Origin of the sequence: Lacinutrix sp. C3R15, assembly GCF_018860825.1 — a bacterium.
In the GTDB taxonomy this organism is placed as follows: domain Bacteria; phylum Bacteroidota; class Bacteroidia; order Flavobacteriales; family Flavobacteriaceae; genus Oceanihabitans.
Map to the genome: position 1 here is coordinate 55,792 of NZ_JAHKPZ010000032.1, position 23,072 is coordinate 78,863.

A 23,072-nucleotide genomic window follows, 5' to 3' on the forward strand; every position below is an offset into this window, starting at 1 on the left:
AAATTAAATATGCTCGTCGCTAGCTTTTAACTTTTCTGTGTTATCTGCTAGTTGTAATTCGTCTATAATTTTTTGAATATCCCCATTTACAATATTTTGCAAATCGTAAAGTGTTAATCCAATTCTATGATCTGTTACACGCCCTTGCGAGTAGTTATAGGTTCTAATTTTAGCACTTCTATCACCAGAAGTTACCATAGTACCACGTAAGGCAGCATCTTCTTCCATTTTTTTAGCTAATTCTAAATCGTATAATCTAGAACGTAAAACTTTAAAAGCCTTTTCTTTATTTTTATGCTGTGATTTTTGGTCTTGACATTGTGCTACCAAACCTGTTGGAATATGCGTTAAACGTACTGCTGAATAGGTTGTATTTACAGATTGACCTCCTGGACCAGAAGAACAGAAAAAATCAATACGTACATCTTTTGGGTTAATTTCTACATCAAACTCTTCTGCTTCAGGAAAAACCATTACTGTTGCAGCACTTGTATGCACACGACCTTGTGTTTCGGTTTGGGGTACACGTTGCACACGATGCACACCTGCCTCAAACTTTAAGGTTCCGTAAACATCTTCTCCTGTAACTTCAAACTGAATTTCTTTAAATCCACCATTAGTACCTTCGCTGTAATCTACAGTATCTACTTTCCATCCTTTACTTTCGCAATACTTAGAATACATTCTAAATAAATCTCCAGCAAAAATACTTGCTTCGTCTCCTCCTGTTCCTGCTCGTAATTCTACAACCGCATTTTTAGAATCTTGCGGATCTTTAGGTATTAAAAGAACACGTATTTCATCGTCTAACTTAGGAATAGCTTCTTTAGCTTCTTCATATTGCATTTTGGCCATTTCTACCATTTCTGCATCACTTCCATCTGAAATTATTTCTTCGGCTTCGGCTAAATTGTTTGTATACTCTATGTATTCTTCACGCTTATCCATTAATAAGCGTAGGTCTTTGTATTCTTTATTTAATTCTACATAACGTTTTTGATCAGATATAACATCTGGTTGAATGATTAAATCACTAACCTCATCAAAACGTTGTTTTACTATTTGTAATTTCTCTAACATGTATCTTTTAAAAATTGTGTGTCAAAAATACGATAATTTATGGATTTTATATTAAGGATTAGGTAGCAATATTGTGATAAAAATAATTATCGGTGTTTTGCGTTTTATAATACTCATGAAACTACTAAAATGCATATTTGCCTATTACAAGCCACTGTTTTTGTGGTCTTTTAGCATAAACCTCATGGTATTTACTGCTAGTAACAGCTTTTTGCTTACCATTTTAACCAAGCTGTTTTTAATGGTTTTAGGATGGTTATTACTAAAAGATTGTAATGTTAGAAAGAAAATAGGTTTCTATAAAATGGCAGGCTTCTCTAATCTACGGTTAGTATGCTTTTTATTTATAATAGATTGTTTTACCTCTATACCTTTTCTTTTTTTAGTACAAGGATTTACTTAATTAAGTGGTTAAAAATCAACAACCACACCAATACCTAGTATTTGTTTCCATTGAATTTTTGCTCCTTCCTCAAGATATTCTACCTCTTCCGCTTCTTCATCTATAGCAATAAGATTTTTTACATCATTATCATACTTTAAATGCGAGCCCAGATTAGCTCTAATGTAGTTATTTACTTTAAAATCAAGATTAACTTGCCAGTCTACATCTATGTTTCCGAAGTCATTAAGATAATCTGTATAAAAATTTACAGAATGCTTCATATAAATATTAGTAGCTATTTCTGTTTCGTAGGCATTAGTAAATAAAATACCAAATTCATTTCGTACCTGCTCTCCTTCTTTTATCACATTTCCTTCTTCATCTAAAACGGCAGGCTCTACACCAAAGGAGCCAGCATCTGCTAATTCTTGATCTAATACAAAAGTGGTTTTTATGGTAGCTGGCGAAAAGTAAACAGATAAAGTTTCTATGTTTTTACCGTATTCAATACCTGCTCCATAATACAAATAACCAGGCGCCATTAGCTTAGAAATTGCATTTGTAGTATTTGGGTATGTATACCCATTTGTAAATTGGGTTTTAAAATTAAATCTAGAAGTATAAAACCAGTTACTTAAAGTATCTTTTCTGTACCCAACATTAGAATTTATTTCAACCACATCTTCGGTTTTTCTTAACTCTTGATCTTGTTGCTTATTAATACCATAACGTATATTAATATTATTATTCCAATAAAAGTGTTTAAACTTATAGTTAGCCTCACTAACAATACCTAATAATGCGGAAATAGAATTACTTCCTCCCGAATTCCAATTAACAAAGGCTACTTCGCTAACATCAAGAGTTGCTATGTTTTTGTTTTTCCACTTAGGAAAACTTTCTTTATAAATTGTATTTACAGCTGTGGAATCTGTTTGGGCGTTACTAAACTGAAAGGAGAAAACTAAAAATAGGATAAGAAACTTTTTCATGCGTAAAATTTAATAGCATACTAATGTAAATAGTAGAATAAAAGATTTAAAGGTTTTTAACAAATTTTAACGATTTGCTAATATGTAAACGTACCAAATTCGCTTTTTATTGTTAGTTTCTTACTTTCTGAAGCCTCTACACGACCAACTATTTTAGCATCAACATGAAAGGATTTAGAAATAGCGATAATATCTTCTGCTATTTCCGGACTTACATATAACTCCATTCTATGTCCACAATTAAACACCTGGTACATTTCTTTCCAATCTGTTTTAGATTGTTCTTGAATTAGTTTAAATAAAGGTGGTATGGCAAACATATTATCTTTAACAATGTGAAGATTTTCTATAAAGTGAAGAATTTTAGTTTGTGCTCCACCTGAACAATGTACCATTCCGTGTAGTGTATCACTTTTGTATTTAGATAAAATTGCACTAATAATTGGTGCATACGTTCTTGTTGGTGATAAAACTAGTTTACCAGCATCTATTGGAGCGTCTGCTACAGCATCTGTTAACTTTACATTACCAGAATACACTAAGTCTTCAGGTACCGAAGCATCAAAACTTTCCGGATATTTTTCTGCTAAATATTTAGCAAAAACATCGTGTCTTGCAGAAGTTAAACCGTTACTTCCCATGCCTCCATTATACTCTTTTTCATAAGTTGCTTGTCCAAAACTCTCCAGACCTACAATAACATCTCCTGGTTTTATATTTGCATTATCTATAACGTCTTCGCGTTTCATTCTAGCGGTTACTGTAGAATCTACAATAATAGTTCTTACCAAATCACCTACATCTGCAGTTTCTCCTCCTGTAGAATGAATGGTAACACCAAAAGTTTTTAGGTCTTGAATAAGTTCTTCAGTACCATTAATAATTGCAGAAATAACTTCACCAGGAATTAAGTTTTTATTTCTACCAATGGTTGAAGAAAGCATGATATTGTCTGTTGCACCAACACAAAGCAGATCGTCAATATTCATGATTAAAGCATCTTGAGCAATACCTTTCCATACAGAAACATCTCCTGTTTCTTTCCAGTACATATATGCAAGTGAAGATTTTGTACCTGCACCATCTGCATGCATAATTAAGCAATGCGTATCATCATTAGTTAAATAATCTGGAACAATTTTACAAAATGCTTTAGGAAACAATCCTTTATCAATGTTCTTTATAGCATTGTGCACATCTTCTTTTGAAGCAGACACACCTCGTTGTGCATATCTTTTACTTATATCTTGGCTCATGAGTATATTTTGAACCACAAAAATAAGAATTGTATTTTAGTTATTTATAAATTATTGGATTGGAATTAATAATTGTTTTGGTTTCTGCTGGTATTTTGTTCTTTTTGTTAGCAATACCAAAGTAATAATTAACACCAAAACCTATTCTCCAGAAGATATCATTTGCTTTACCATAGACTTTTCCATCTAAATCATCATCAAATGTATGATTATAATCTGTAAATAGTTTTACTCCAAAATCTTCTAAAACCAAATACTCTACCCCAAAACCTCCTTGTATTTTGAGTCCTGTTTCTAAAAAATAATTACTTGCATTAATACCTCCACCTGCAAAAACAAATGGTGTAAATAATTTGTAAGGCATAAGAGTGCTTTCAACATTTAAATCAAAAGACATATAGCCATTATTTACAATATTTTTATGTGCAAGATTAAATTTATTATAGGTAAAGTTTACATTTACATAAGGATTAATGTATCTTTTATAACCAACTTGACCATAAAACTCAAACAAAGGATCTGGATAATCTCCATTAATTACAGCCACACCAAGAGCTGAAGTAAAAACATTATCTGCTCTATACTTGGTTAATGAAATATCTGACTTATCTTTTAATTCTTTATCTGTTACATTTTGATTTTGCCCACTAACTTGAGTGAAACAAAAACACAAAAATAATGCTGTTAAAACTTGTTTTAATTGTAATATCATAATAGCCTATTATTTTGGGGTTGGTTTTATAAAAAAAAGACAAATGAGAAACCTCTATTTGTCTTTATTGATAATACTTAAATTAACACAAAATAACTCATCAAGTTATTTACTAACTAAAATTAGTTATTATCTTTTTGAATACTTTGATTGTTCTGCACTAAATCTTTGTTGAAATCCTGATCCTCATTTTCATTACTTGCCTGCGAGAAGATAAAGGTCGCAACCATAAGCATAAGGACACTTAGAAAAAGCCTCTTCATATTAAATTGATTATTGATTAATAGCAAGGCTAAAATACAGAAAAAAGAAGCACTAAAAAGCTATATATCAAAGATTTCGACAACATGTAAACTATTTTAGACAAACTACAAGCAATAAAATTCTCTGCAATAAAAAAGGCCACTTTAACAAAAGTGACCTTACTTGTAATTTTTATTAAACTACTAGTTAGTAAACAGTAGTTCTCTGTATTTGGTTAAAGGCCAAAGCGTATCATCTACCAATAACTCTAATTTATCACAATGGTATCTTATATCACTAAAAAGAGGTTTTACTTTAAAACAATATGCATCTGCTTTTTTCTCTATATCTTCTAAATTATTCGCTTTTTTGCGTTCGTTTGTCATTTTAGTGACATTCGAGTTTATGGCTTCTAAATGATTAGAAATTTCTTCAATTAACACCATTTGCTCTTTGGCTAATTTTTTAAAGCCTGTACCATAAATTTCTTTAAGTCCGCTTACATTTTCAATTAAAACGTTTTGATACTTCACTGCTGTAGGAATAATATGATTTCTAGCAATATCACCTAAGGTACGACTTTCTATTTGCAATCGCATGGTGTATTGTTCTACTTCAATTTCATAACGAGCCTCCACCTCTATTTTATTCATGATGCCTAAATCTTTATAAAGATCTATAGCTTTTTTAGAGATTTTAGCTTTAAGTGCTTCTGGAGTAGTTTTATTATTACTAAGTCCGCGTTTTTTGGCTTCTTTTTCCCAAGCTTCCCCATAGCCATTTCCTTCAAAAAGGATATTTTTAGATTTCTTAATATACTCTCTTAAGATGTTAAAAACAGCTTCGTCTTTTTTTAATTTTTTATTTTCAATTAAAACATCTACTTCCTCTTTAAACTCAACTAACTGTTTGGCTACAATAGCATTTAAAACAGTCATTGGGTTTGCACAGTTTGCGGTAGAACCTACTGCTCTAAATTCAAATTTATTTCCTGTAAAGGCAAAAGGAGATGTTCTATTTCTGTCTGTATTATCTAGTAATACATCCGGAATTTTACCTACAACATTTAACTTTAAATCTGTTTTTTCTTCTGGTGATAATTTACCTGTTGTAACATTTTCAAGTTCGCTTAAGGTTTTGGTTAATTGTTCCCCTATAAACACCGAAATAATTGCTGGAGGTGCTTCATTTGCTCCTAAACGATGATCATTACTTGCAGATGCTATTGCTGCACGTAGTAGCTCTTCATTATCATAAACCGCTTTAATGGTATTAATAAAGAAGGTTAAAAACTGAAGGTTACTCATTGGTGTTTTTCCAGGACTCAACAAGTTTACTCCTGTATCTGTAGCCAAACTCCAATTATTATGTTTACCCGAACCGTTGACACCTGCAAATGGTTTTTCATGAAAAAGCACTTTAAAATTATGACGTGCTGCAATTTTATCCATAACATCCATAAGTAATGAGTTATGGTCTACTGCCAGATTAGCTTCGTCAAAAACAGGAGCTAATTCAAATTGATTAGGAGCAACTTCATTATGTCTGGTTTTTACTGGAATACCAAGAAGCATGCATTCTGTTTCTAAATCACGCATATAAGCCATAGCACGATTTGGTATTGTACCAAAATAATGATCATCTAGCTGTTGCCCTTTAGCTGGAGAATGCCCTAATAAAGTTCTACCAGTTAAAACAATGTCTGGACGAGAATTAGCCAAAGCTAAATCAATTAAAAAGTATTCTTGTTCCCATCCTAAAGAAGCGTTCACTTTTTTTACATTTTTATCAAAATATTTACAAACAGCAACAGCTGCTTGGTCTACTGCTTGTAATGCACGAAGCAAAGGCGTTTTATAATCTAATGCTTCTCCTGTATACGACACAAAAACCGTTGGCACACAAAGCGTTGTACCATAAATAAATGCTGGTGAAGTAGGATCCCAAGCCGTATAACCACGAGCTTCAAAAGTATTTCTAATTCCTCCATTTGGAAAGCTAGAAGCATCTGGTTCCTGTTGTACTAATTGACCTCCTCCAAATTTCTCTATAGCTCTTCCGTTTCCAATTGGTTCAAAAAAAGCATCATGTTTTTCGGCAGTAGCTCCAGTTAATGGCTGAAACCAATGCGTATAATGCGTAACACCTTTAGAAATAGCCCATTCTTTCATTGCTGTAGAAATATGGTCTGCTACTACTCGATCTATTTTAGACCCATTTTTAATAGCATCTTGCACACTATTAAATGCCTCTTTAGTTAAATATTGACGCATGGTATCTTCATTAAAAACATTAGCTCCAAAAATGGTAGAACGACGCTCATTTTCCTCAATATGAACAGGTTCTCTTTTATAAGTTTGTTTTACAGCATGAAATCTTAATGTTGACATATATATGTTTTTAAATTATTTTATGAAATTACTATTTTTAGGCAACATAAAAAACAATACCCTAAAAAAAACAGGGTTATTAACAGTAATTTAATAAAATTTAAACGAAGCCTCCTATTTTTTTATAGGTCAAACCGAAAAATAGTTATATTTGCTTTATCATTTATTAACACAACGAATATTAATTATGAGTAAATCGAAACTAGAGTATATTTGGTTGGATGGCTATAAACCAACACAAAACATGAGAAGTAAAACTAAAGTTGAAGAAGACTTTAGTGGTAAATTAGAAGACTGTCCGATTTGGTCTTTTGATGGTTCATCAACAAGACAAGCATCTGGTGGATCTTCAGATTGTTTATTAAAACCAGTTGCTATTTATCCAGATCCTGCAAGAAAGAATGGATACCTAGTAATGACTGAAGTTTTAAATGCTGATGGAACACCTCACATCTCTAACGGAAGAGCAACAATTGACGATGATGACAATGATTTCTGGTTTGGATTTGAGCAAGAATACTTTATAATGGATACACAGACACAATTACCTTTAGGTTTCCCTATTGGTGGTTATCCTGCTCCACAAGGTATGTATTACTGTTCTGTTGGAGGAAAACATACACATGGTAGAGATTTAGTTGAAGAACATGCCGATTTATGTATTGCTGCAGGTTTAAACTTTGAAGGTATTAACCAAGAAGTTGCTTCTGGACAATGGGAGTTTCAATTATTTGCTAAAGGAGCTAAAAAAGCTGGTGACGAAATTTGGATTGCTCGTTATTTACTAGATCGTTTAACAGAACAATATGGTTACTATATTGAATATCACCCAAAACCATTAGGTAAAGATATGGATTGGAATGGTTCTGGAATGCATGCAAACTTTTCGAATGAAGTATTAAGAACATGTGGAAGTAAAGAAACTTACGAAAAAATATGCGAAGCGTTTAGACCTGTTGTAGCAGAACACATTGCTGTTTACGGAGAGTTTAACGACCAACGTTTAACTGGAGAACACGAAACTGCATCTATACACGACTTTAGTTATGGTATTTCTGATAGAGGAGCTTCTATTAGAATTCCTATTATTACTGTAGAAAAAGGATGGAAAGGTTGGTTAGAAGACAGAAGACCTGCTTCTAATGGAGACCCTTATAAAATTGCTGGTAGAATTATTACAACAGTAAAATCTGCTAATATTAATTAACCTAGTTTACATTATTTTAATATCCATTAAAAAGGTTGTCTTAATTGACAACCTTTTTTTATCCCTTAAATACTAAGAAAATAAAAATACCATAAAGCACTACTAGTGCAAACCCCTTCATTTTATTTATCTCATGTCTTTTAGGTAAGAGTGCTAATACAAGTACACTTGCTGCAAAAATTAACATCCAAAAAATATCTCTTGACAATATTAATGGCTCTGTTACAGGAATGGTTTTTATTATAGAAGTTAAACCAAGTACAGAACCAATATTAAAAATATTAGAACCAATTAAATTACCTAAAGAAATGGCTTTTTCTTGTTTTGCTGCTGCAATTACAGAAGCCGCTAATTCTGGCACACTAGTACCAATTGCAATCATTGTTACACCAATTACAGCCTCACTAACTCCTAGTTCCGTAGCAATTTCTGTAGCTCCTTTTACCAACCATTCACTACCAAAGTATAAAGCCGATGCTCCTATTAATAACCATACACCAATTTTAAAATTAGAAACAGTTGCTAAAGCATCATCAACTTCTTCTGAAACTTCATCATTTTTTTGACTTTTAATTAAAAAGATTATAAAACCAACTAAAGCTGCAAAAAGTATAGCTCCCTCTATTGCTGTAAGCTGATTATCATTCCAAAGAAAATAATAAAGCGCCATAGAATACAACATCATCACTGGCCAATTTACCTTGTAAAAAGATTTATCTACACCAATGGCACCAACAATAGCTGTTATACCTAATACCAAACCAATATTAGCAATATTAGAACCTACCACATTATTTATTGCTATAGCTGGAGAACCAGACAGTGCTGCATTTAAACTTACCAGTAATTCTGGCGCAGAAGTAGCAAAAGAAACCACTGTCATACCAATTACTATTTTAGATATACTTAATTTAAAAGATAAGGCTACAGAAGACCTAACAAGAAACTCTCCCCCTATTACCAATAAAACAAAGCCTAAAATTAAAAACACAACACTCATATAATTATTTTTTTGCGAAGATAATATTTCTTCAATTTGAAATCACATAAACTTAAAATTTAGTTAAATAACTATATAAGTAGTTTTATAACTATAAAAATAGTTATATATTTGAATTCATAAAAATAATAAGGTTTTCACTTTCGTGGAAACGAAAATTAATTTTCGATGCAAAAACTAACAAATAAAGAAGAGGAAATCATGCATATTTTATGGAAGCTAGAAAAAGCTTTTGTTAAAGATGTATTAGCAGAAATTAAAAACGACAAACCACACTACAATACACTATCTACAATAATTAGAAACTTAGAAGAAAAAGGATATGTAAGTTATCATGCTTTTGGAAAAACGCATCAGTACTTTCCTATTATAACCAAAGAAGCTTACAAAAAGAAGTTTATGACCACTGCTATAGACAACTATTTTAACAGCTCTTATAAAAATGTAGTTTCGTTTTTTGCTAAAGAAGAAAAAATAAGTGTTGACGAGCTTAAAGAGATTATTGCCATCATTGAACAAAAAAAATAATCATGGAATACCTATTAAAAGCATCTGCTATTACTGCACTATTTTATGTATGTTACAAACTATTTTTACAAAGAGAAACCTTTTTTAAAAGTAACAGGTGGTATTTATTAACAGGCATACTAGCTACTTTACTTTTACCTTTATTAGTAATACCTGTTTATATAGATAACCCTCATACTAACATAGACCTTTCTAGGTTTTCAGAAAATATAAACCTTACAAGTACCTCAACTTTAGACTATACCTTTATTGTATTTAGTAGTATTTATATGCTTGGTGTTGCTGTCTTTAGCTTTAAACTAGTGTTTGAATTTATTTCCTTGTATCGTTTAATACCTAAAAACAAATCACTAAAAAAAGGAGATTACACATATATAGAAACAGAAGATTCTATTTCTCCATTTTCTTTTTTCCATTGTATTGTATTTAACAGAAAACAGTTTAATGAAATAGAATTAGAACAAATACTAAATCATGAAAAAGTACATGCAAAACAATGGCATTCTCTAGACATTATTTTTGTAAAACTAGCTGCTGTAATATTTTGGTTTAATCCTTTTATATGGTTTTATAAAAAAGAAATTCAGCAAAATTTAGAATTTATTGCAGACAAAGATGCACAAGACATTGCAACTTGCAAAAAAACCTATCAATACGTATTACTTAAAACAAGTATTTCAAATCCGCAATTAGAAATTGCAAATAATTTTTATACATCATTAATCAAAAAACGAATCGTTATGTTACATCAATCAAAATCAAACAAATTAAATGCATTAAAACTTACGTTGGTATTACCATTATTAGCACTCTTTTTAATGAGTTTTAATAGTAAAGAAATTTACTTAAATAAAAATTCTGCCAATATCAGTCAATCTTTAGGAGACATTGAACTTGTAATTATAAGTAAAGATTTTACAGACGCAGAACTAGATAAAGTAAAATCCGAATTTAAAAACAAAGAGGTTTCGCTTCAATTTAAAAAGATAAAAAGAAATGATTTAAACGAAATCATTGCTATTAAAATAGAAGCAAGTTCAAAAAAAACAAAAACCAATTACAGTACTAATTCTAGTAAAACCATTAAACCTATTAAAATAACTTATAATAGCGAAGACAATAGTATTTCTATTGTAGAAGTAGAAGACAACACCCTATTTATTACTGAAGAAGAAGGAACTATTACTAAGATAATAAAAACAGGTTCTGATAGTAAAGTAATTGTTTTATCTGAAGGAGAAAAAAACCAAGACACAGATCATGATATTGAAGTCATTATCAAAGAGGATACCGACAATAAAGACAAATCAAAAGTAGTTGTAAAAAGAAAAGACAAAGAAGAAGAAGAAGAAGAAGAAGAAGTTTATTTTATCACTAAAGATCACAATGGTAAAGAAATAATAAAAACCAACGAAAAACAAACTTGGGTTGAAGATGAAGATGAAGATGAAACAAATAACAAAACGTTATTTTTAACTACAGAGGTAACAGACACTCTTTTAATTTTTATAGATGATAAAGAATCTACAAGAGAAGAGATGAACAACCTAAACCCTGAAAATATTAAAAAAATGGAGGTTTTTAAAGGAGATAAAATGACAAAAAAGTATGGAGCAAAAGCTAAAGATGGTGTTATATTAATTACAACAAAATAGTTTAAATATACTTTATAAAAAAAGCGCAAACTTAAGGTTTGCGCTTTTTTTATGCTTTTTACTTTTATTGTATCACTATTTTTTTAAAGGTTGATTTACCTTCAGAAGTAATTTTAAATACATACATCCCGCTAGAAAGGTTAATATGTAAAACACTATTACCATTTACATTATACGTCTTAATTTTTCTTCCTTCAACAGAGAAAACTTCAACTTCTGCCTGGTTTAAAAGTCCGTTAATGGAAACCTTATTAGTTGCTGGATTAGGATATACTTGCACCTTTAGCTCATTGTTTTCAGCAATACTTAATTCTTGATCCCAAGTTGCACCTATTTGATTCCCCCAAATATACTCCACTAAATCTGGTTGGTCTATAAAGGGATTTCTATTAAACTGCCATGTATATACTACATTATTTCTATTCATTTCAAAATCATCTGGCGGATCATTTCTATGCCATTCTAATAATGTCGCTAAATCACCAAGCGTTCCGTCATTTGCATCTTCATCTACTGGGTAACCATTCACAAGGGATAATCCGTTATATCGCACTGCCATATACAAAACACTTCTTGCTACGTCTCCATAAAAACTTCCATCTGTATTTTCTGGACCATTATAACCTCCTAAGTTTGGATCCCCATAATTATTATTATTACGAGAACTATTTTCTGGACCATCTACTGCTCTTAATGCGTGTGCATCAGAATTTCCATGACGTAAAGAATCTGCTTTTGTAGTCCAAAACACATCTACGCCATCTGCAATTTCATCTTCTTCAATATTATAAAAACCACCACGAGATCGTGGGTAGGTATGTTCTCTATTCCATTTCCCGTTACTATCTGAGGTAAGTTGGTAATCTAATTTTGCCCTACCTTGTTCTGTATACACCAACCATACCTGGTTACTATTAGCTGGATTTTGATCTGCTTCTTTTAATATATCTATAATATCTGCATAAGTTTGTGCTCTTACTATATTAGGATCTGCAATAATATCTTGTAATGCTTGACGCAGGCTTGTATCTGCCAAACCATCTAGGCTATCATAATATCCAGCTGGTTGTGTACTTGCAACCACGTCATAAGTTGGATTTAATGGAGTACCAAAAGGAGCCACCGTAAAGTCATCATCATTAACTCTTAGTTTTAAAAAATTATTGTTAGCTATATAAGGCCAATCTAAATTTACATATTTTATTATTAGCTCTTCGTCACCTTCGTCAAAAGTATCGTTAATTATAGTAATTGTGGTTGAAACGGTATTAGCACCATTAGGAATGGTTACTGTTGTATTTCCAGAAAAATCAGAAGTATTAAAACCATAATTATCTAAAGTAAAACTAAAAGTTATGTCTTCGGTTACATTTTCATCTGTTGAAAAAACAATATCAAAAGATTCTCCTTCATTATACTGCTCTTGATCTGTTGCCATAGTAATTGCTATATAGCTTTCACTAATCCCATCATTATCTGCTCTAGGTGTTGGTGTAGTTGAAACATAACTACCATCTTGTAAACGTTGTATGGAATTGGTATTATTACTAGACCCTTCATTAATTTGCTCTGTAACACCTAAAAGCGCCATTAAAACGGCATCATCACTATCACTAGTATCGTACACTAATGCATCAATTAAATTGGTTTGGGTTGCTACTGTACCTTCAGGAAAATCAGATTCGCTTCCGGAATAAATTGCTACTGCATCCGCTCCGTTTTGAATGGTATTAGCAGAAATTAATAACTGTGGAAATGGTACCACGGTATCACTACCAATTACAAACAAGCCATTAATATCCGTTTGATAACCATCTAATGCTACAGTAAAATAACTAGCATCACCTCCAGAACTGGAACCATTAAAGAAAACCAGTACGTAACCATCTAAGGCAAAGTTTGGGGTATCTGATTTAAGTTCTACAAATTCTTTATCGTCTGTACTTGGTGTATCACAATCTAATTCGTTAATAACAATTTGACTAAAAGTAAACTGACAAACAAATAAAATGACAAGTAGGGAAAATTGTTTTTTCATTAAATATATTTTTTACAAATGTACGTATCAAACCGTACTTTTAAGTTTAATGAATCATTAAATCTTAAAATTTAACAATTACTACATTTTGAGTAAGAAAAAGATGAATGCTTTGGTTTACTATATCTGTTTAAACAATTTACCCTAGAAAATATAAAAGCATTAAAAAAAAGTCCTACAATTATTACACATAAATACTAAACCATAAATAAAAATAACATATTGAAACACAAACCAAGACTAAGTAATTACATACTGAAACCATAATCATCTTTTTAATTATAATACAGTATGCAAACACATAGATTTTACCTAAAACATTTGGAGGAAGGTTTTCAAAAAATATATATTGAAAAAACAATTAAAAAAGTAACGCTTTATTAACCACTAAATCCCCAAAATTATGATGACACTTGCTAAAGCCTTAATGGAGTTTATTCTTTCTACCATGTAGAATGTATAAAAAAGAAGAACTTAGTCTAGAATAAGTTTTTTCTATTTTATAAAAACCTAACATTTGGCTTAGTACTTTTAAATCAATATTTTCACTATGTGGAATATAAAATTGCTGTACAATAATGAAAAAAAAAGTATTTAAATTATTAGCAAAAGTGAATAAAGCGGTATTGCCTAGTTTTACAAAACAAGGTTTAGACTTAAGTAAAGCCTCAAAGTTACAAATGGCTATTTTTGGATGGAAATTATACGTAACCAAAAATGCATTAGACTAATGCTATCTTTTATAAATTCTTATTTTTTTAACTCAAAACAAAATGCATAGCACTTATTATTTATGCAAAAATTTACTACCAATAAAAAAGTTAAATTAATTTTTAATTTGTTTTGTGGTTATTATAAAAAGAAATATATTTGCATCCACAATAAAACGGCCTCGTGGCGCAACTGAATAGCGCACTTGATTACGGCTCAAGAGGTTACAGGTTTGAATCCTGTCGAGGTCACTTTTAAAGAATGCAAATTCTTACTAAAACCACTCAATCACTGCGATTTGAGTGGTTTTTTGTTTTTTTTAGCAATCATTAAATTTGATATTATTTCAACTTAAAAGTTTGCAAATCGGTTAACACTTTGATAAATTATAGTTTTAAATAGTACAGTTGATTTGACTTTCGTCCTAACGAGGTTTAATATCTAAAGACGACCACGAGCTCTTACTAAAGCTAGCAAGCTATTTTATCCAGGATCACGATTATTGCAAGAAACTAGATATCGATACCAACAAAGGCATCCTGCTATCTGGACCTGTTGGTTGCGGGAAAACAACTTTAATGCGACTATTACCGCATCTAGTACCTCACAAAAAATCCTACACCCTTATTGCTTGCAGGAATATCGTGTTTGGTTTCAATGGCATTGGTTTTAAAATGATTGAAGATTATAGCGATCACAATGCATATTGCTTTGACGACTTAGGCGTAGAACATATTGGCAGACATTATGGATTTAAAAGAGTAAAAAACTGGAAAAAAAGCAGTTTAATTACTTTCAAAAATACATTTTCAATGACTATAGATTGCTCTAGTTGTCATGAATCTCTAGCATTCAGCTATTTCTACCAAAAACATAAAAATAACTTAATAAAAAAATACGCCCCTACTCCAGAGCATTTCAAAAACGTAAAAAACGGTATTGAGTATTCGCTAGAAAATCATTTACGTATACACGGTATGTATCTAGATATCATTCCTGAACAAAATAAAGAATAATATACTTAATGGCATGTTTTCTACTATAACTAATCCATTTGCAGTTTTTAAAAATACCAAACATTTAAACCCAGTCACATTGGTTTATATTGATAATGGATTATTTTCTTTATTTTCCTCTATAATTAAAATAAGAAATTTCCTATATTGGTTGCGCTATTAATTAATCAACTTCCTAAAACCATTATATTTTTTTTAGATAGTTGCAATTAATACCTGCTTTGATATAAATCATTTTTGTACAACCTATATTAAAAATAAAGCGTTGTTTATACACGCATATTAATAAGTTATATGGCATTAGAGACAGACTTCAGAAATTGTAATATGGCAAAGAAAATAACACCTAAAAGTAATTCTGCAAATCAACAAAACGCAAACAAAGGTACGAGTGGACAGAATAAACAACACTCACAAGTTCACGGAAATAGAGGAAAACAATTAAATCCAAATCAAAAGACAAAGAAATAATTGAATGAAAGAAAGAATTAATAAAATTCTTCACGCTTTAAATGAAAGCCTATTTGAACGAGAAGAAATTGTAAAACTTACATTACTTACTACAATTGCTGGCGAAAGCATCTTTTTATTGGGACAACCAGGAGTTGCCAAAAGTTTAATAGCAAGACGAATAAAAGAAATCTTCAAGGGTGGAAATTCATTTGAATATTTAATGAATAGATTTAGTACACCTGATGAGATTTTTGGTCCGATTGCAATATCTAAACTTAAAAAAGAAGATAAATATGAAAGGATAACAGAAAAATATTTACCAACAGCAGATATTGTATTTCTTGATGAAATTTGGAAGGCTGGACCTTCAATACAAAACTCGCTTTTAACAGTAATAAATGAAAAGGTTTACAGAAACGGTCAACAAGAAGTCAAAATACCTCTAAAAGGTCTAATCTCTGCATCAAACGAATTACCAACAAAAGGAGAAGGTTTAGAAGCACTTTGGGATAGATTTATTATTCGTTATTTAGTTGAGAACATATCTGACCCAAATAAATTTAACACATTTCTATCAACCGAAAACATTGGCTTTGATGCAACAATTGACGAGAAAGACAAAATTACTGATGCTGAATATAAAAAGTGGCAAACAAGCATTAGCAAAGTTAAAATATCAGATGAAGCACTAAATGTAATTAATGTAATTAGAAATTATATTAGACAGTATAACGAAAAAAAGGATACTAAAAAACCAATTTACGTGTCAGACAGACGTTGGAAAAAAATTGTAAAAGTATTAAAAACAAGTGCTTTTTTAAACGACAGAAAAGTAATTGATTTAATGGATTGCTTTCTAATAGCGCACACAATTTGGGATGAAGTTGAACAAATTAATATTGTAAAAGAGTTTGTTTCAGACGCTGTTAAAAATCACGGTTATTCTTTAAAGTACAATCTTTCAATGTTTACCAATGAAATTAAAGATTTGAAACTTGATATTGATAATCAAACAAAAGAAACTAAACGAATAACTTATTATGACCCTAAATCAATAAAAATAGACAATGCTACATATTATGAGATTGATGATGAAGGAAACTTACAAGATAATTATAGACGTAGAATAAATTATATAAGAAAAACAGACTTCAATTCTTTAAATAAAACAACATATAAAGAAATTACTCTTTTTAACAGTAATGGTGAAGAAAATTATAACAATAGATTTGAAGCTTATTCAAAAGCACCAAATATCATTACTATAAAAAAATATGATAATTGGAACAGGGACAATAGCGGAACTAACTATAATCTAATATCTAACAAAAAAACAAAGTCAGAAATCACAACAAAAATTCCGCATCCAGCAATAATAGCAGAGTGGGATAAAAAAGTTTTAATTATTTCAAAGGAAATTGACAAAACAATTAAAGCAATAGAAACTTTTAAAAAGAAAGATTTAGCGTCATTAAAAGAAAACATATTCGTAAATAAAAAACTGGCATCTTTAGCAGAACATAACCTAAATCAAACCATAAATAGCTTTGCTTCTGAAAAACTGAAAGTTGAAAAACTCAAAAAAGACTATGACGCACTCTAACAATGAAATATTTACTCGATTTATTAAATTCGGTAAGATTTCATCTGAAAGAGAACGTGAAAAGATTACCGAAATAATCAAAGAATGGAATTATGTTTCCATTGAGACTTCCAATATTGACAAAAGGTATTTAGACACAATTAACTCTTTTATCACAGATGAACAGATTGATTCTATCCTATCAACACAACCACATTTAAAAAATGAATTTATAAAAAAATTGATTCATTTATTAGAAAAAATTGATGCAAATATTGAGAATAAGCCAACTTTCGATAAAGAAGAAAAATTAATTCAAAAGTATGATAAATTTCAAATTACAGAGTTAGAAAATGGCAAGACGATATTTAACAAAAGTACAGTTCTTAGTGAAGCACAAATCAACAATTACGAAGCTGATTTACAATTAGTAATAGATGATAGAGAGAAAACAAAAGTCAATCAATTTAAAAAACTTCATAAAAACATTTCAAATAATTGGAAAAGATTAATTGAAAAACAACCCAAAACTGCAATTGCTCAACAACTTCAAAAAATAAGTGATAAATCAGAAGAACAACAACTTAAAGAATCCTTTGACAAGTTGTCAATAGACAAATTCAAAAAGGATTGGAAACATTGGAATAACCACAAAGAATTTTTAAAATCAAAATATCGAAAAAGGGATTTTGATTTAAACAAATACCAAGAAGAATTTAAGGCAATAGAAAATACTGAAGTAAAACTAAATGAAACTAATCTTAAATCAGTAAAATCAGATTTTATAAGTAAATGGGAAGATAAACTGTCAATAGAAAAACTTAAACAAAACATTAAAATCATTGACAAAACAAGAGAACAGTTTTTAAATGATTTGTATAATAAAATTGAAGAGTTAAAGGAACTCTTAAAGTTACTATCACCATTTATAAACGAAACAGCAGATTTAGGCAGACTTTGGGATATGTCATTAGGTAATTGGCAAAATGTTAATTTCAGTTTACTTGAAAAATACGCCCAAATACTTAAAGACAAAAAGGAAATTCAAGAATTAGCGGAACTTTTAGGGAAATACCGAAAAGCAGAAGCGGAATTGGAAGAAGAAGAATTTGAAAATATAGAAGTAACCTCAAAATACAAAATTGAGCATTCAGGAAAATCTGAACTTATTGGAATAACAGAAAGTGATGATTTAAACAATCTGTTACCAACAGAGTTGGCTCTTTTTAGTGATTTAGAAACGGAAAGTATATTTTACAAAAGGTTTGCAGAAAAAAAATTACAAACCTTTCAGTATATCCATAAGGAAAATGATTTTGAACAAAAATCAATTACAGATAAAAGACAAAAAGAAATAGAAAAGGACAAAGGTCCTTTTATTATCGCAGTTGACACAAGTGGTTCAATGCACGGAGAACCAGAATTTTTATCAAAAGTCATTGCTTTTGCAATTACAAGAATTGCAATTAGCGAAAAACGAAAAGCATTTTTAATTTCTTTTTCAACAGGAATAGAAACATTTGAACTTACCGATATTCAAAATTCGTTAGTAAAACTTATTGACTTTTTACAAATGTCCTTTCACGGTGGTACAGACGCATCAGAAGCAGTTTTTGAAGCGTTAAAACAAATGGAAACTGAAAACTATGAAAAAGCAGATTTGTTAATCATATCAGATGGAGTTTTTGGAAACCTAAACAACAGCACTTTAAAATCAATAGAGGAATTAAAGAAAAAAGGAAACAAATTTAACTCATTAATGATTGGAAATAGTTACAATGAAAGAGCATTAAAGTTTTGTAATAATATTTGGCAATACGACCCAAATTATAATGAATTAAAAGACTTAATAAGAAAGATAAAAACAGACATAAATAAAGAAAACGCCAAATAACACCGTATATGATTTATTGCTAGTTCTAGCCTACTTAAAAAATCCTCGCAGACTTTCTATCTGTGATTTATTTGCTAACTTAGAGTTTAAACACGCAACTAATCTTATACAAAAACGTTAGCAGCAACCAAAAGAAACATCCTGACAAATAAAATATTTATATGTTTGAATATCTGAAATTTTTATTTAAAAGACTTAAATCATTCGATGATAAGCTGAGTAACATTGCACTTTTACAAGATAAATTTTGGATTAGAATAAATGAACAAAGCTTTAGCGAAAAATGGTTTTTTAGAAATAATGGAGAATTAATAATATCAATTAACGGTAATATTATTGATGGTCGCTATGAGCACTTAAATCAAGGGAATTTAATACTTGAATATGAGAAAAATAAAATACTTTTAAATCAAAATTTTATTTATAAAGATATCCTACTCTTAAAAAAGGATTCTAATGAGATTGATTTCTATGCATTCTATGATGAAACTAAATTTACACCTCATCAATTTCTGAAATTTATAGAAACATCACTAAAACAAGACTTGAATATTAAGAGTATTCAATTAGCCAATAAAACTAATGCTGAAATTGTAATGAATCCTAATCAAAATTCTATTTCTTTAGGTAATTCTGTATTGATAAATCAAAGATTAACAAATTTGAACTTTATAGAAACTGATTATAATTACTATGAATTACAAGATGGAGTTATTCAGAATATTTTATTTAAACGTAATTACAAAATTTTTGACAACAACATTACAGTCAAACAAAAATGGAAAACCATTAATATTGACGACAAAGTAGTTAATTCTAAAAAGGCACTAGAAGATGGTAGATATAAAATAAATTCCAACATTGGAATAGGAATAAAAGAAAATCGAATTTGCTCTAAATATTATATAATATTTTACGAGACAAATTATAGAAAACATAGAATTGAAATCTGGTGTAGAAATTCACAAACATTTTCAACTGGAGATTTGGTTTTTGAAAATAAGAAACCAGCATCAGACGGAAAATATTGGATTAGTTTAATAAAAAGTATAAAAGTAAAAAACGGGAAGTTAGAATAAAGCCTACGCACAACAAAGATCTAAGGTAAAAAACAACACTTTTCTTCATTAAATTTAGACACTATAATATTGGCTTATAAAATGGAATTATTCATTTTATAAGCTTTTTTTTATGCTATTTTCTTCTAATTATGACCCGTGCTACTGAAAGACTACATTACTACAACCAATATCTTTTACAAAAGCACAACGCGTCCTTTGTTTCATCTTTTACACTACAAACTAGGCAGGCAATAAAGTATTCCTCAGTCATCATTTTTAGTTGCAGAAAAAACATAGTAATAAAATATAAAGCCATCATATCCCTATTTTCAACTAGGTATAATGCATAAACTACGGTTTCCCATAATAAATAAAAGAAGAAATTTCCTATATTGTTCTCGCTATTAATTAATCGACTTCCTAAAACCTTTATATTATTTTTAGATAGTTACAATTAATATCGATTTGATATAAATCACGCTTATACAACCTATAATAGAAATAAAGCGCTGATTATACACGTATATAAATAAGTTACCTGCAAGCTGAAAAAAAATCCTGCTAACCAATGAACAATAGAAAACTTTACAAAATCCTGACTTTTTGCATAGCACTAGTTTGGATTCTAAACGGACTATTTTGTAAAGTTTTAAATTTAGTACCTAGACACCAACAAATTGTTGCCCGAATTTTAGGAGATGATTATTCTAGAGTCTTAACAATTTTAATTGGACTGTCAGAAATCTTAATGGCTATTTGGATTTTAAGTAGATTCAAACCAAGATTAAATGCAATTGCTCAAATCTCAATAGTTGGATTAATGAACACTTTAGAATTTATTCTCGTTCCAGATTTATTGCTTTGGGGAAAACTAAATTCTTTGTTTGCCCTAATATTTATAATGGTTGTATATTTCAACGAATTTTATTTGAACAAAAAAATAACCCAACAAACTTGATATGCTTTCATTTCTAAAAAATCATCCTTTTGCGGTAGAATCATTTTTTGAAAGCTCGACAGTTTTGACTTTTGCTGTACCAAAAGAGCAGCTACAAAATCTAATCCCAGAATGTTTACAACTTGATACATTTCAAGAGAAATGGGCATTTGTGGCAGTTGCAATGGTTCAAACAAAAGAATTAAGACCAAAAGGATTTCCAAAATTTATGGGAAACAACTTTTTTTTAATTGGTTATCGTGTTTTTGTACGTTACACTTCAAATACAGGGAAAAACTTACGTGGTTTGTACATTTTAAAATCTGAAACCGATAAAAAGAAAATGGAATTTATGGGCAACATATTTACCCATTACAACTATACAACAACTGATATTAACCAATCTGAAACAGATGGTACAAAAGAACTATCTTCAATTAAATCAAACTTTAAGCTTACATTAGACCAAGCAGAACAAGAAGTTTCTTTACCTGAAAATTCTCCATTTACTGACTGGAAAGAAGCAAGAAGATACGCAGGACCATTACCTTTTACTTTTACATACAATAAAGAAACAAAAGAAGTTTTAATCATTGAAGGAGTAAGACAAAACTGGAAACCAAGTCCTGTCAAAGTAATTGATTACAATTTTCAATTCTTGGATACTCTAAAACTTCAAAATCCTATATTGGCAAATGCCTTTGTAATTAGAAATATTCCTTACCAATGGAAAAAAGGCAAAATTGAATTATGGAAATAAAGAGACGGAAATTTCAAGGAGTATTAAATATTTTAAGCTTTAACAGGCACTTTTATGTGTTTGGCTTAATTGCATTGACTTTAATAATTATAAGTTATATAATATTCAGTTGGCCAAATCTATTGTTTTGGATTGTTATTTTGGCTTTTTTATACGGACTAATAATGCCCTTAATTGTTTCTGCTTATGTATATGATTTTTCGGGCTATTACGATTTCAAATGGCTAAAAAACTTTAATCTGACCGATTCCGAAGACAAACAAGTTTTAAATATTAATGCAGGCTTTGATGAAACAAGCTTTATAATCAAAAACTATTTCCCTAAATCCGATTTAAAAGTATTTGATTTTTATAATGCAAAACAACATACTGAACCTGCTATTATAAGAGCAAGAAAAGTGAGTTTAGTATATCCAAATACACAACAAATTATTTCGAACACGATTCCATTAAAAGACAATTCAGTCGATTTGATTTTTTTACTTTCAGCTTTACACGAAATTCGTTCGCAAAACGAAAAAATTCAGTTTTTAAAAGAATGTCACCGTGTTTGTAAATCAAATGCTAACGTAATAATGATTGAGCATTTGCGAGATTTTCCAAATTTTTTAGCATTTTCAGTTGGGTTTACACACTTCTTTTCAAAGAGAACTTGGAGAAATGCTTTTAAAGAAGCACGTTTCACAACATTTACAGAACAAAAATTCACGCCTTTTATGTCAATCTTTAATTGCTCTCCATAAATGTACATTCATATAAAAATAATTGGCTTTCTTTTAATTGCTTTGGCTTTAGTTCATATAATCTTTCCTAAATATTTTAATTGGGGTAAAGAACTTAAATTTTTGAGTTTAATCAACCGTCAAATGATGACTGTACACACGTTTTTTATTGCGTTTACAGTATTTCTTATGGGGTTACTCTGTTTGACAACCACAAGCGAACTAATTGAAACGAATCTTGGAAAAAAAATATCATTAGGATTAGGAGTATTTTGGGCAATTAGACTTTTTATTCAATTGTTTGTCTATTCAACTGACCTTTGGAAAGGAAAAAAATTCGAAACATTAATACATATATTGTTTTCAATATTTTGGATATATTTTAGTTCAATATTTTTGATAAACTATTACACTTGAGAATAAAAGCCTGCAGGTAACAAAGAACTGAGT

18 protein-coding genes, 1 tRNA gene and 1 pseudogene are annotated in these 23,072 nt (G+C 30.0%); 13 read left to right on the forward strand and 7 right to left on the reverse strand.

Annotated features, from left to right (window positions below; genetic code table 11):
• Positions 1-3: 3 nt before the first annotated feature.
• From prfA to KO494_RS12070, 5 genes are all read right to left on the reverse strand, one after another.
• A complete protein-coding gene (gene prfA, locus KO494_RS12050) occupies positions 4-1,080 on the reverse strand; it encodes a peptide chain release factor 1 (protein WP_215967868.1) in 1,077 nt (358 codons plus the stop codon).
• 411 nt (positions 1,081-1,491) lie between these two features.
• A complete protein-coding gene (locus tag KO494_RS12055; RefSeq protein WP_215967869.1) occupies positions 1,492-2,457 on the reverse strand; it encodes a DUF3078 domain-containing protein in 966 nt (321 codons plus the stop codon).
• A 77-nt stretch (positions 2,458-2,534) separates the two neighbouring features.
• On the reverse strand, positions 2,535-3,713 hold the full coding sequence (locus KO494_RS12060) for an AIR synthase related protein (protein WP_215967870.1): 1,179 nt from the start codon (positions 3,711-3,713) through the stop codon (positions 2,535-2,537).
• Positions 3,714-3,753: 40 nt separating this feature from the next.
• A complete protein-coding gene (locus tag KO494_RS12065; RefSeq protein WP_215967871.1) occupies positions 3,754-4,425 on the reverse strand; it encodes a Curli production assembly/transport component CsgG in 672 nt (223 codons plus the stop codon).
• Between the two features lie 446 nt (positions 4,426-4,871).
• Positions 4,872-7,058 (reverse strand): glutamine synthetase III, encoded by a 2,187-nt coding sequence (locus tag KO494_RS12070; protein WP_215967872.1) that lies wholly within the window; start codon positions 7,056-7,058, stop codon positions 4,872-4,874.
• A 187-nt stretch (positions 7,059-7,245) separates the two neighbouring features.
• Here KO494_RS12070 and KO494_RS12075 point away from each other — a divergent pair, with 187 nt between their 5' ends.
• Positions 7,246-8,265 carry a glutamine synthetase beta-grasp domain-containing protein gene (locus KO494_RS12075; RefSeq protein WP_215967873.1) on the forward strand — a complete coding sequence of 340 codons (1,020 nt, stop codon included), beginning with the start codon at positions 7,246-7,248 and terminating at the stop codon, positions 8,263-8,265.
• Between the two features lie 58 nt (positions 8,266-8,323).
• On the opposite strand, the gene KO494_RS12080 is transcribed toward KO494_RS12075, so the two are convergent.
• Positions 8,324-9,265, reverse strand: coding sequence for a calcium/sodium antiporter (locus KO494_RS12080; RefSeq protein ID WP_215967874.1), 942 nt, complete (start codon positions 9,263-9,265; stop codon positions 8,324-8,326).
• 168 nt (positions 9,266-9,433) lie between these two features.
• On the opposite strand from KO494_RS12080, the gene KO494_RS12085 reads away from it, so the two are divergent.
• Both KO494_RS12085 and KO494_RS12090 read left to right on the forward strand, forming a co-directional pair.
• On the forward strand, positions 9,434-9,793 hold the full coding sequence (locus tag KO494_RS12085; RefSeq protein WP_215967875.1) for a BlaI/MecI/CopY family transcriptional regulator: 360 nt from the start codon (positions 9,434-9,436) through the stop codon (positions 9,791-9,793).
• 2 nt (positions 9,794-9,795) lie between these two features.
• Positions 9,796-11,448: a M56 family metallopeptidase gene (locus KO494_RS12090; protein WP_215967876.1), complete on the forward strand. Its 1,653-nt coding sequence runs from the start codon at positions 9,796-9,798 to the stop codon at positions 11,446-11,448.
• A 64-nt stretch (positions 11,449-11,512) separates the two neighbouring features.
• Here KO494_RS12090 and KO494_RS12095 read toward each other — a convergent pair whose 3' ends face one another.
• Positions 11,513-13,486 carry an endonuclease gene (locus KO494_RS12095; RefSeq protein WP_215967877.1) on the reverse strand — a complete coding sequence of 658 codons (1,974 nt, stop codon included), beginning with the start codon at positions 13,484-13,486 and terminating at the stop codon, positions 11,513-11,515.
• A 578-nt stretch (positions 13,487-14,064) separates the two neighbouring features.
• Here KO494_RS12095 and KO494_RS12100 point away from each other — a divergent pair.
• The 10 genes and pseudogenes from KO494_RS12100 to KO494_RS12145 all read left to right on the forward strand — a co-directional run bounded on the left by KO494_RS12100 (position 14,065) and on the right by KO494_RS12145 (position 22,643).
• Entirely contained in the window at positions 14,065-14,217 is a 153-nt protein-coding gene (locus tag KO494_RS12100; protein ID WP_215967878.1) for an SsrA-binding protein, read from the forward strand.
• Between the two features lie 157 nt (positions 14,218-14,374).
• Positions 14,375-14,448, forward strand: a tRNA-Arg gene (locus KO494_RS12105).
• Positions 14,449-14,634: 186 nt separating this feature from the next.
• Positions 14,635-14,949, forward strand: a pseudogene (locus KO494_RS12110) (ATPase); the annotation flags it as partial.
• Positions 14,950-15,540: 591 nt separating this feature from the next.
• Complete coding sequence (locus KO494_RS12115) at positions 15,541-15,684, forward strand: hypothetical protein (RefSeq protein WP_215967879.1); 144 nt, start codon at positions 15,541-15,543, stop codon at positions 15,682-15,684.
• 4 nt (positions 15,685-15,688) lie between these two features.
• Positions 15,689-17,269 (forward strand): AAA family ATPase, encoded by a 1,581-nt coding sequence (locus KO494_RS12120; protein ID WP_215967880.1) that lies wholly within the window; start codon positions 15,689-15,691, stop codon positions 17,267-17,269.
• Positions 17,235-19,142: a VWA domain-containing protein gene (locus tag KO494_RS12125; protein ID WP_215967881.1), complete on the forward strand. Its 1,908-nt coding sequence runs from the start codon at positions 17,235-17,237 to the stop codon at positions 19,140-19,142. The genes KO494_RS12120 and KO494_RS12125 overlap by 35 nt, the downstream gene beginning before the upstream one ends.
• 161 nt (positions 19,143-19,303) lie before the next feature.
• Positions 19,304-20,221, forward strand: a complete 918-nt coding sequence (locus KO494_RS12130; RefSeq protein WP_215967882.1) for a hypothetical protein — start codon at positions 19,304-19,306, stop codon at positions 20,219-20,221.
• A 550-nt stretch (positions 20,222-20,771) separates the two neighbouring features.
• Entirely contained in the window at positions 20,772-21,161 is a 390-nt protein-coding gene (locus tag KO494_RS12135; protein WP_215967883.1) for a DoxX-like family protein, read from the forward strand.
• A gap of 1 nt (position 21,162) precedes the next feature.
• Complete coding sequence (locus KO494_RS12140; protein WP_215967884.1) at positions 21,163-21,900, forward strand: DUF2071 domain-containing protein; 738 nt, start codon at positions 21,163-21,165, stop codon at positions 21,898-21,900.
• Positions 21,891-22,643 carry a methyltransferase domain-containing protein gene (locus KO494_RS12145; protein ID WP_215967885.1) on the forward strand — a complete coding sequence of 251 codons (753 nt, stop codon included), beginning with the start codon at positions 21,891-21,893 and terminating at the stop codon, positions 22,641-22,643. Before KO494_RS12140 ends, KO494_RS12145 begins: the two co-directional genes overlap by 10 nt.
• Positions 22,644-23,072 lie beyond the last annotated feature (429 nt).

Coding starts and splice junctions, on each gene's coding strand:
- prfA (WP_215967868.1), bottom strand. CDS start 1,080: ATGTTAGAGAAATTACAAATAGTAAAACAACGTTTTGATGAGGTTAGT.
- KO494_RS12055 (WP_215967869.1), bottom strand. CDS start 2,457: ATGAAAAAGTTTCTTATCCTATTTTTAGTTTTCTCCTTTCAGTTTAGT.
- KO494_RS12060 (WP_215967870.1), bottom strand. CDS start 3,713: ATGAGCCAAGATATAAGTAAAAGATATGCACAACGAGGTGTGTCTGCT.
- KO494_RS12065 (WP_215967871.1), bottom strand. CDS start 4,425: ATGATATTACAATTAAAACAAGTTTTAACAGCATTATTTTTGTGTTTT.
- KO494_RS12070 (WP_215967872.1), bottom strand. CDS start 7,058: ATGTCAACATTAAGATTTCATGCTGTAAAACAAACTTATAAAAGAGAA.
- KO494_RS12075 (WP_215967873.1), top strand. CDS start 7,246: ATGAGTAAATCGAAACTAGAGTATATTTGGTTGGATGGCTATAAACCA.
- KO494_RS12080 (WP_215967874.1), bottom strand. CDS start 9,265: ATGAGTGTTGTGTTTTTAATTTTAGGCTTTGTTTTATTGGTAATAGGG.
- KO494_RS12085 (WP_215967875.1), top strand. CDS start 9,434: ATGCAAAAACTAACAAATAAAGAAGAGGAAATCATGCATATTTTATGG.
- KO494_RS12090 (WP_215967876.1), top strand. CDS start 9,796: ATGGAATACCTATTAAAAGCATCTGCTATTACTGCACTATTTTATGTA.
- KO494_RS12095 (WP_215967877.1), bottom strand. CDS start 13,486: ATGAAAAAACAATTTTCCCTACTTGTCATTTTATTTGTTTGTCAGTTT.
- KO494_RS12100 (WP_215967878.1), top strand. CDS start 14,065: ATGAAAAAAAAAGTATTTAAATTATTAGCAAAAGTGAATAAAGCGGTA.
- KO494_RS12115 (WP_215967879.1), top strand. CDS start 15,541: ATGGCAAAGAAAATAACACCTAAAAGTAATTCTGCAAATCAACAAAAC.
- KO494_RS12120 (WP_215967880.1), top strand. CDS start 15,689: ATGAAAGAAAGAATTAATAAAATTCTTCACGCTTTAAATGAAAGCCTA.
- KO494_RS12130 (WP_215967882.1), top strand. CDS start 19,304: ATGTTTGAATATCTGAAATTTTTATTTAAAAGACTTAAATCATTCGAT.
- KO494_RS12135 (WP_215967883.1), top strand. CDS start 20,772: ATGAACAATAGAAAACTTTACAAAATCCTGACTTTTTGCATAGCACTA.
- KO494_RS12140 (WP_215967884.1), top strand. CDS start 21,163: ATGCTTTCATTTCTAAAAAATCATCCTTTTGCGGTAGAATCATTTTTT.
- KO494_RS12145 (WP_215967885.1), top strand. CDS start 21,891: ATGGAAATAAAGAGACGGAAATTTCAAGGAGTATTAAATATTTTAAGC.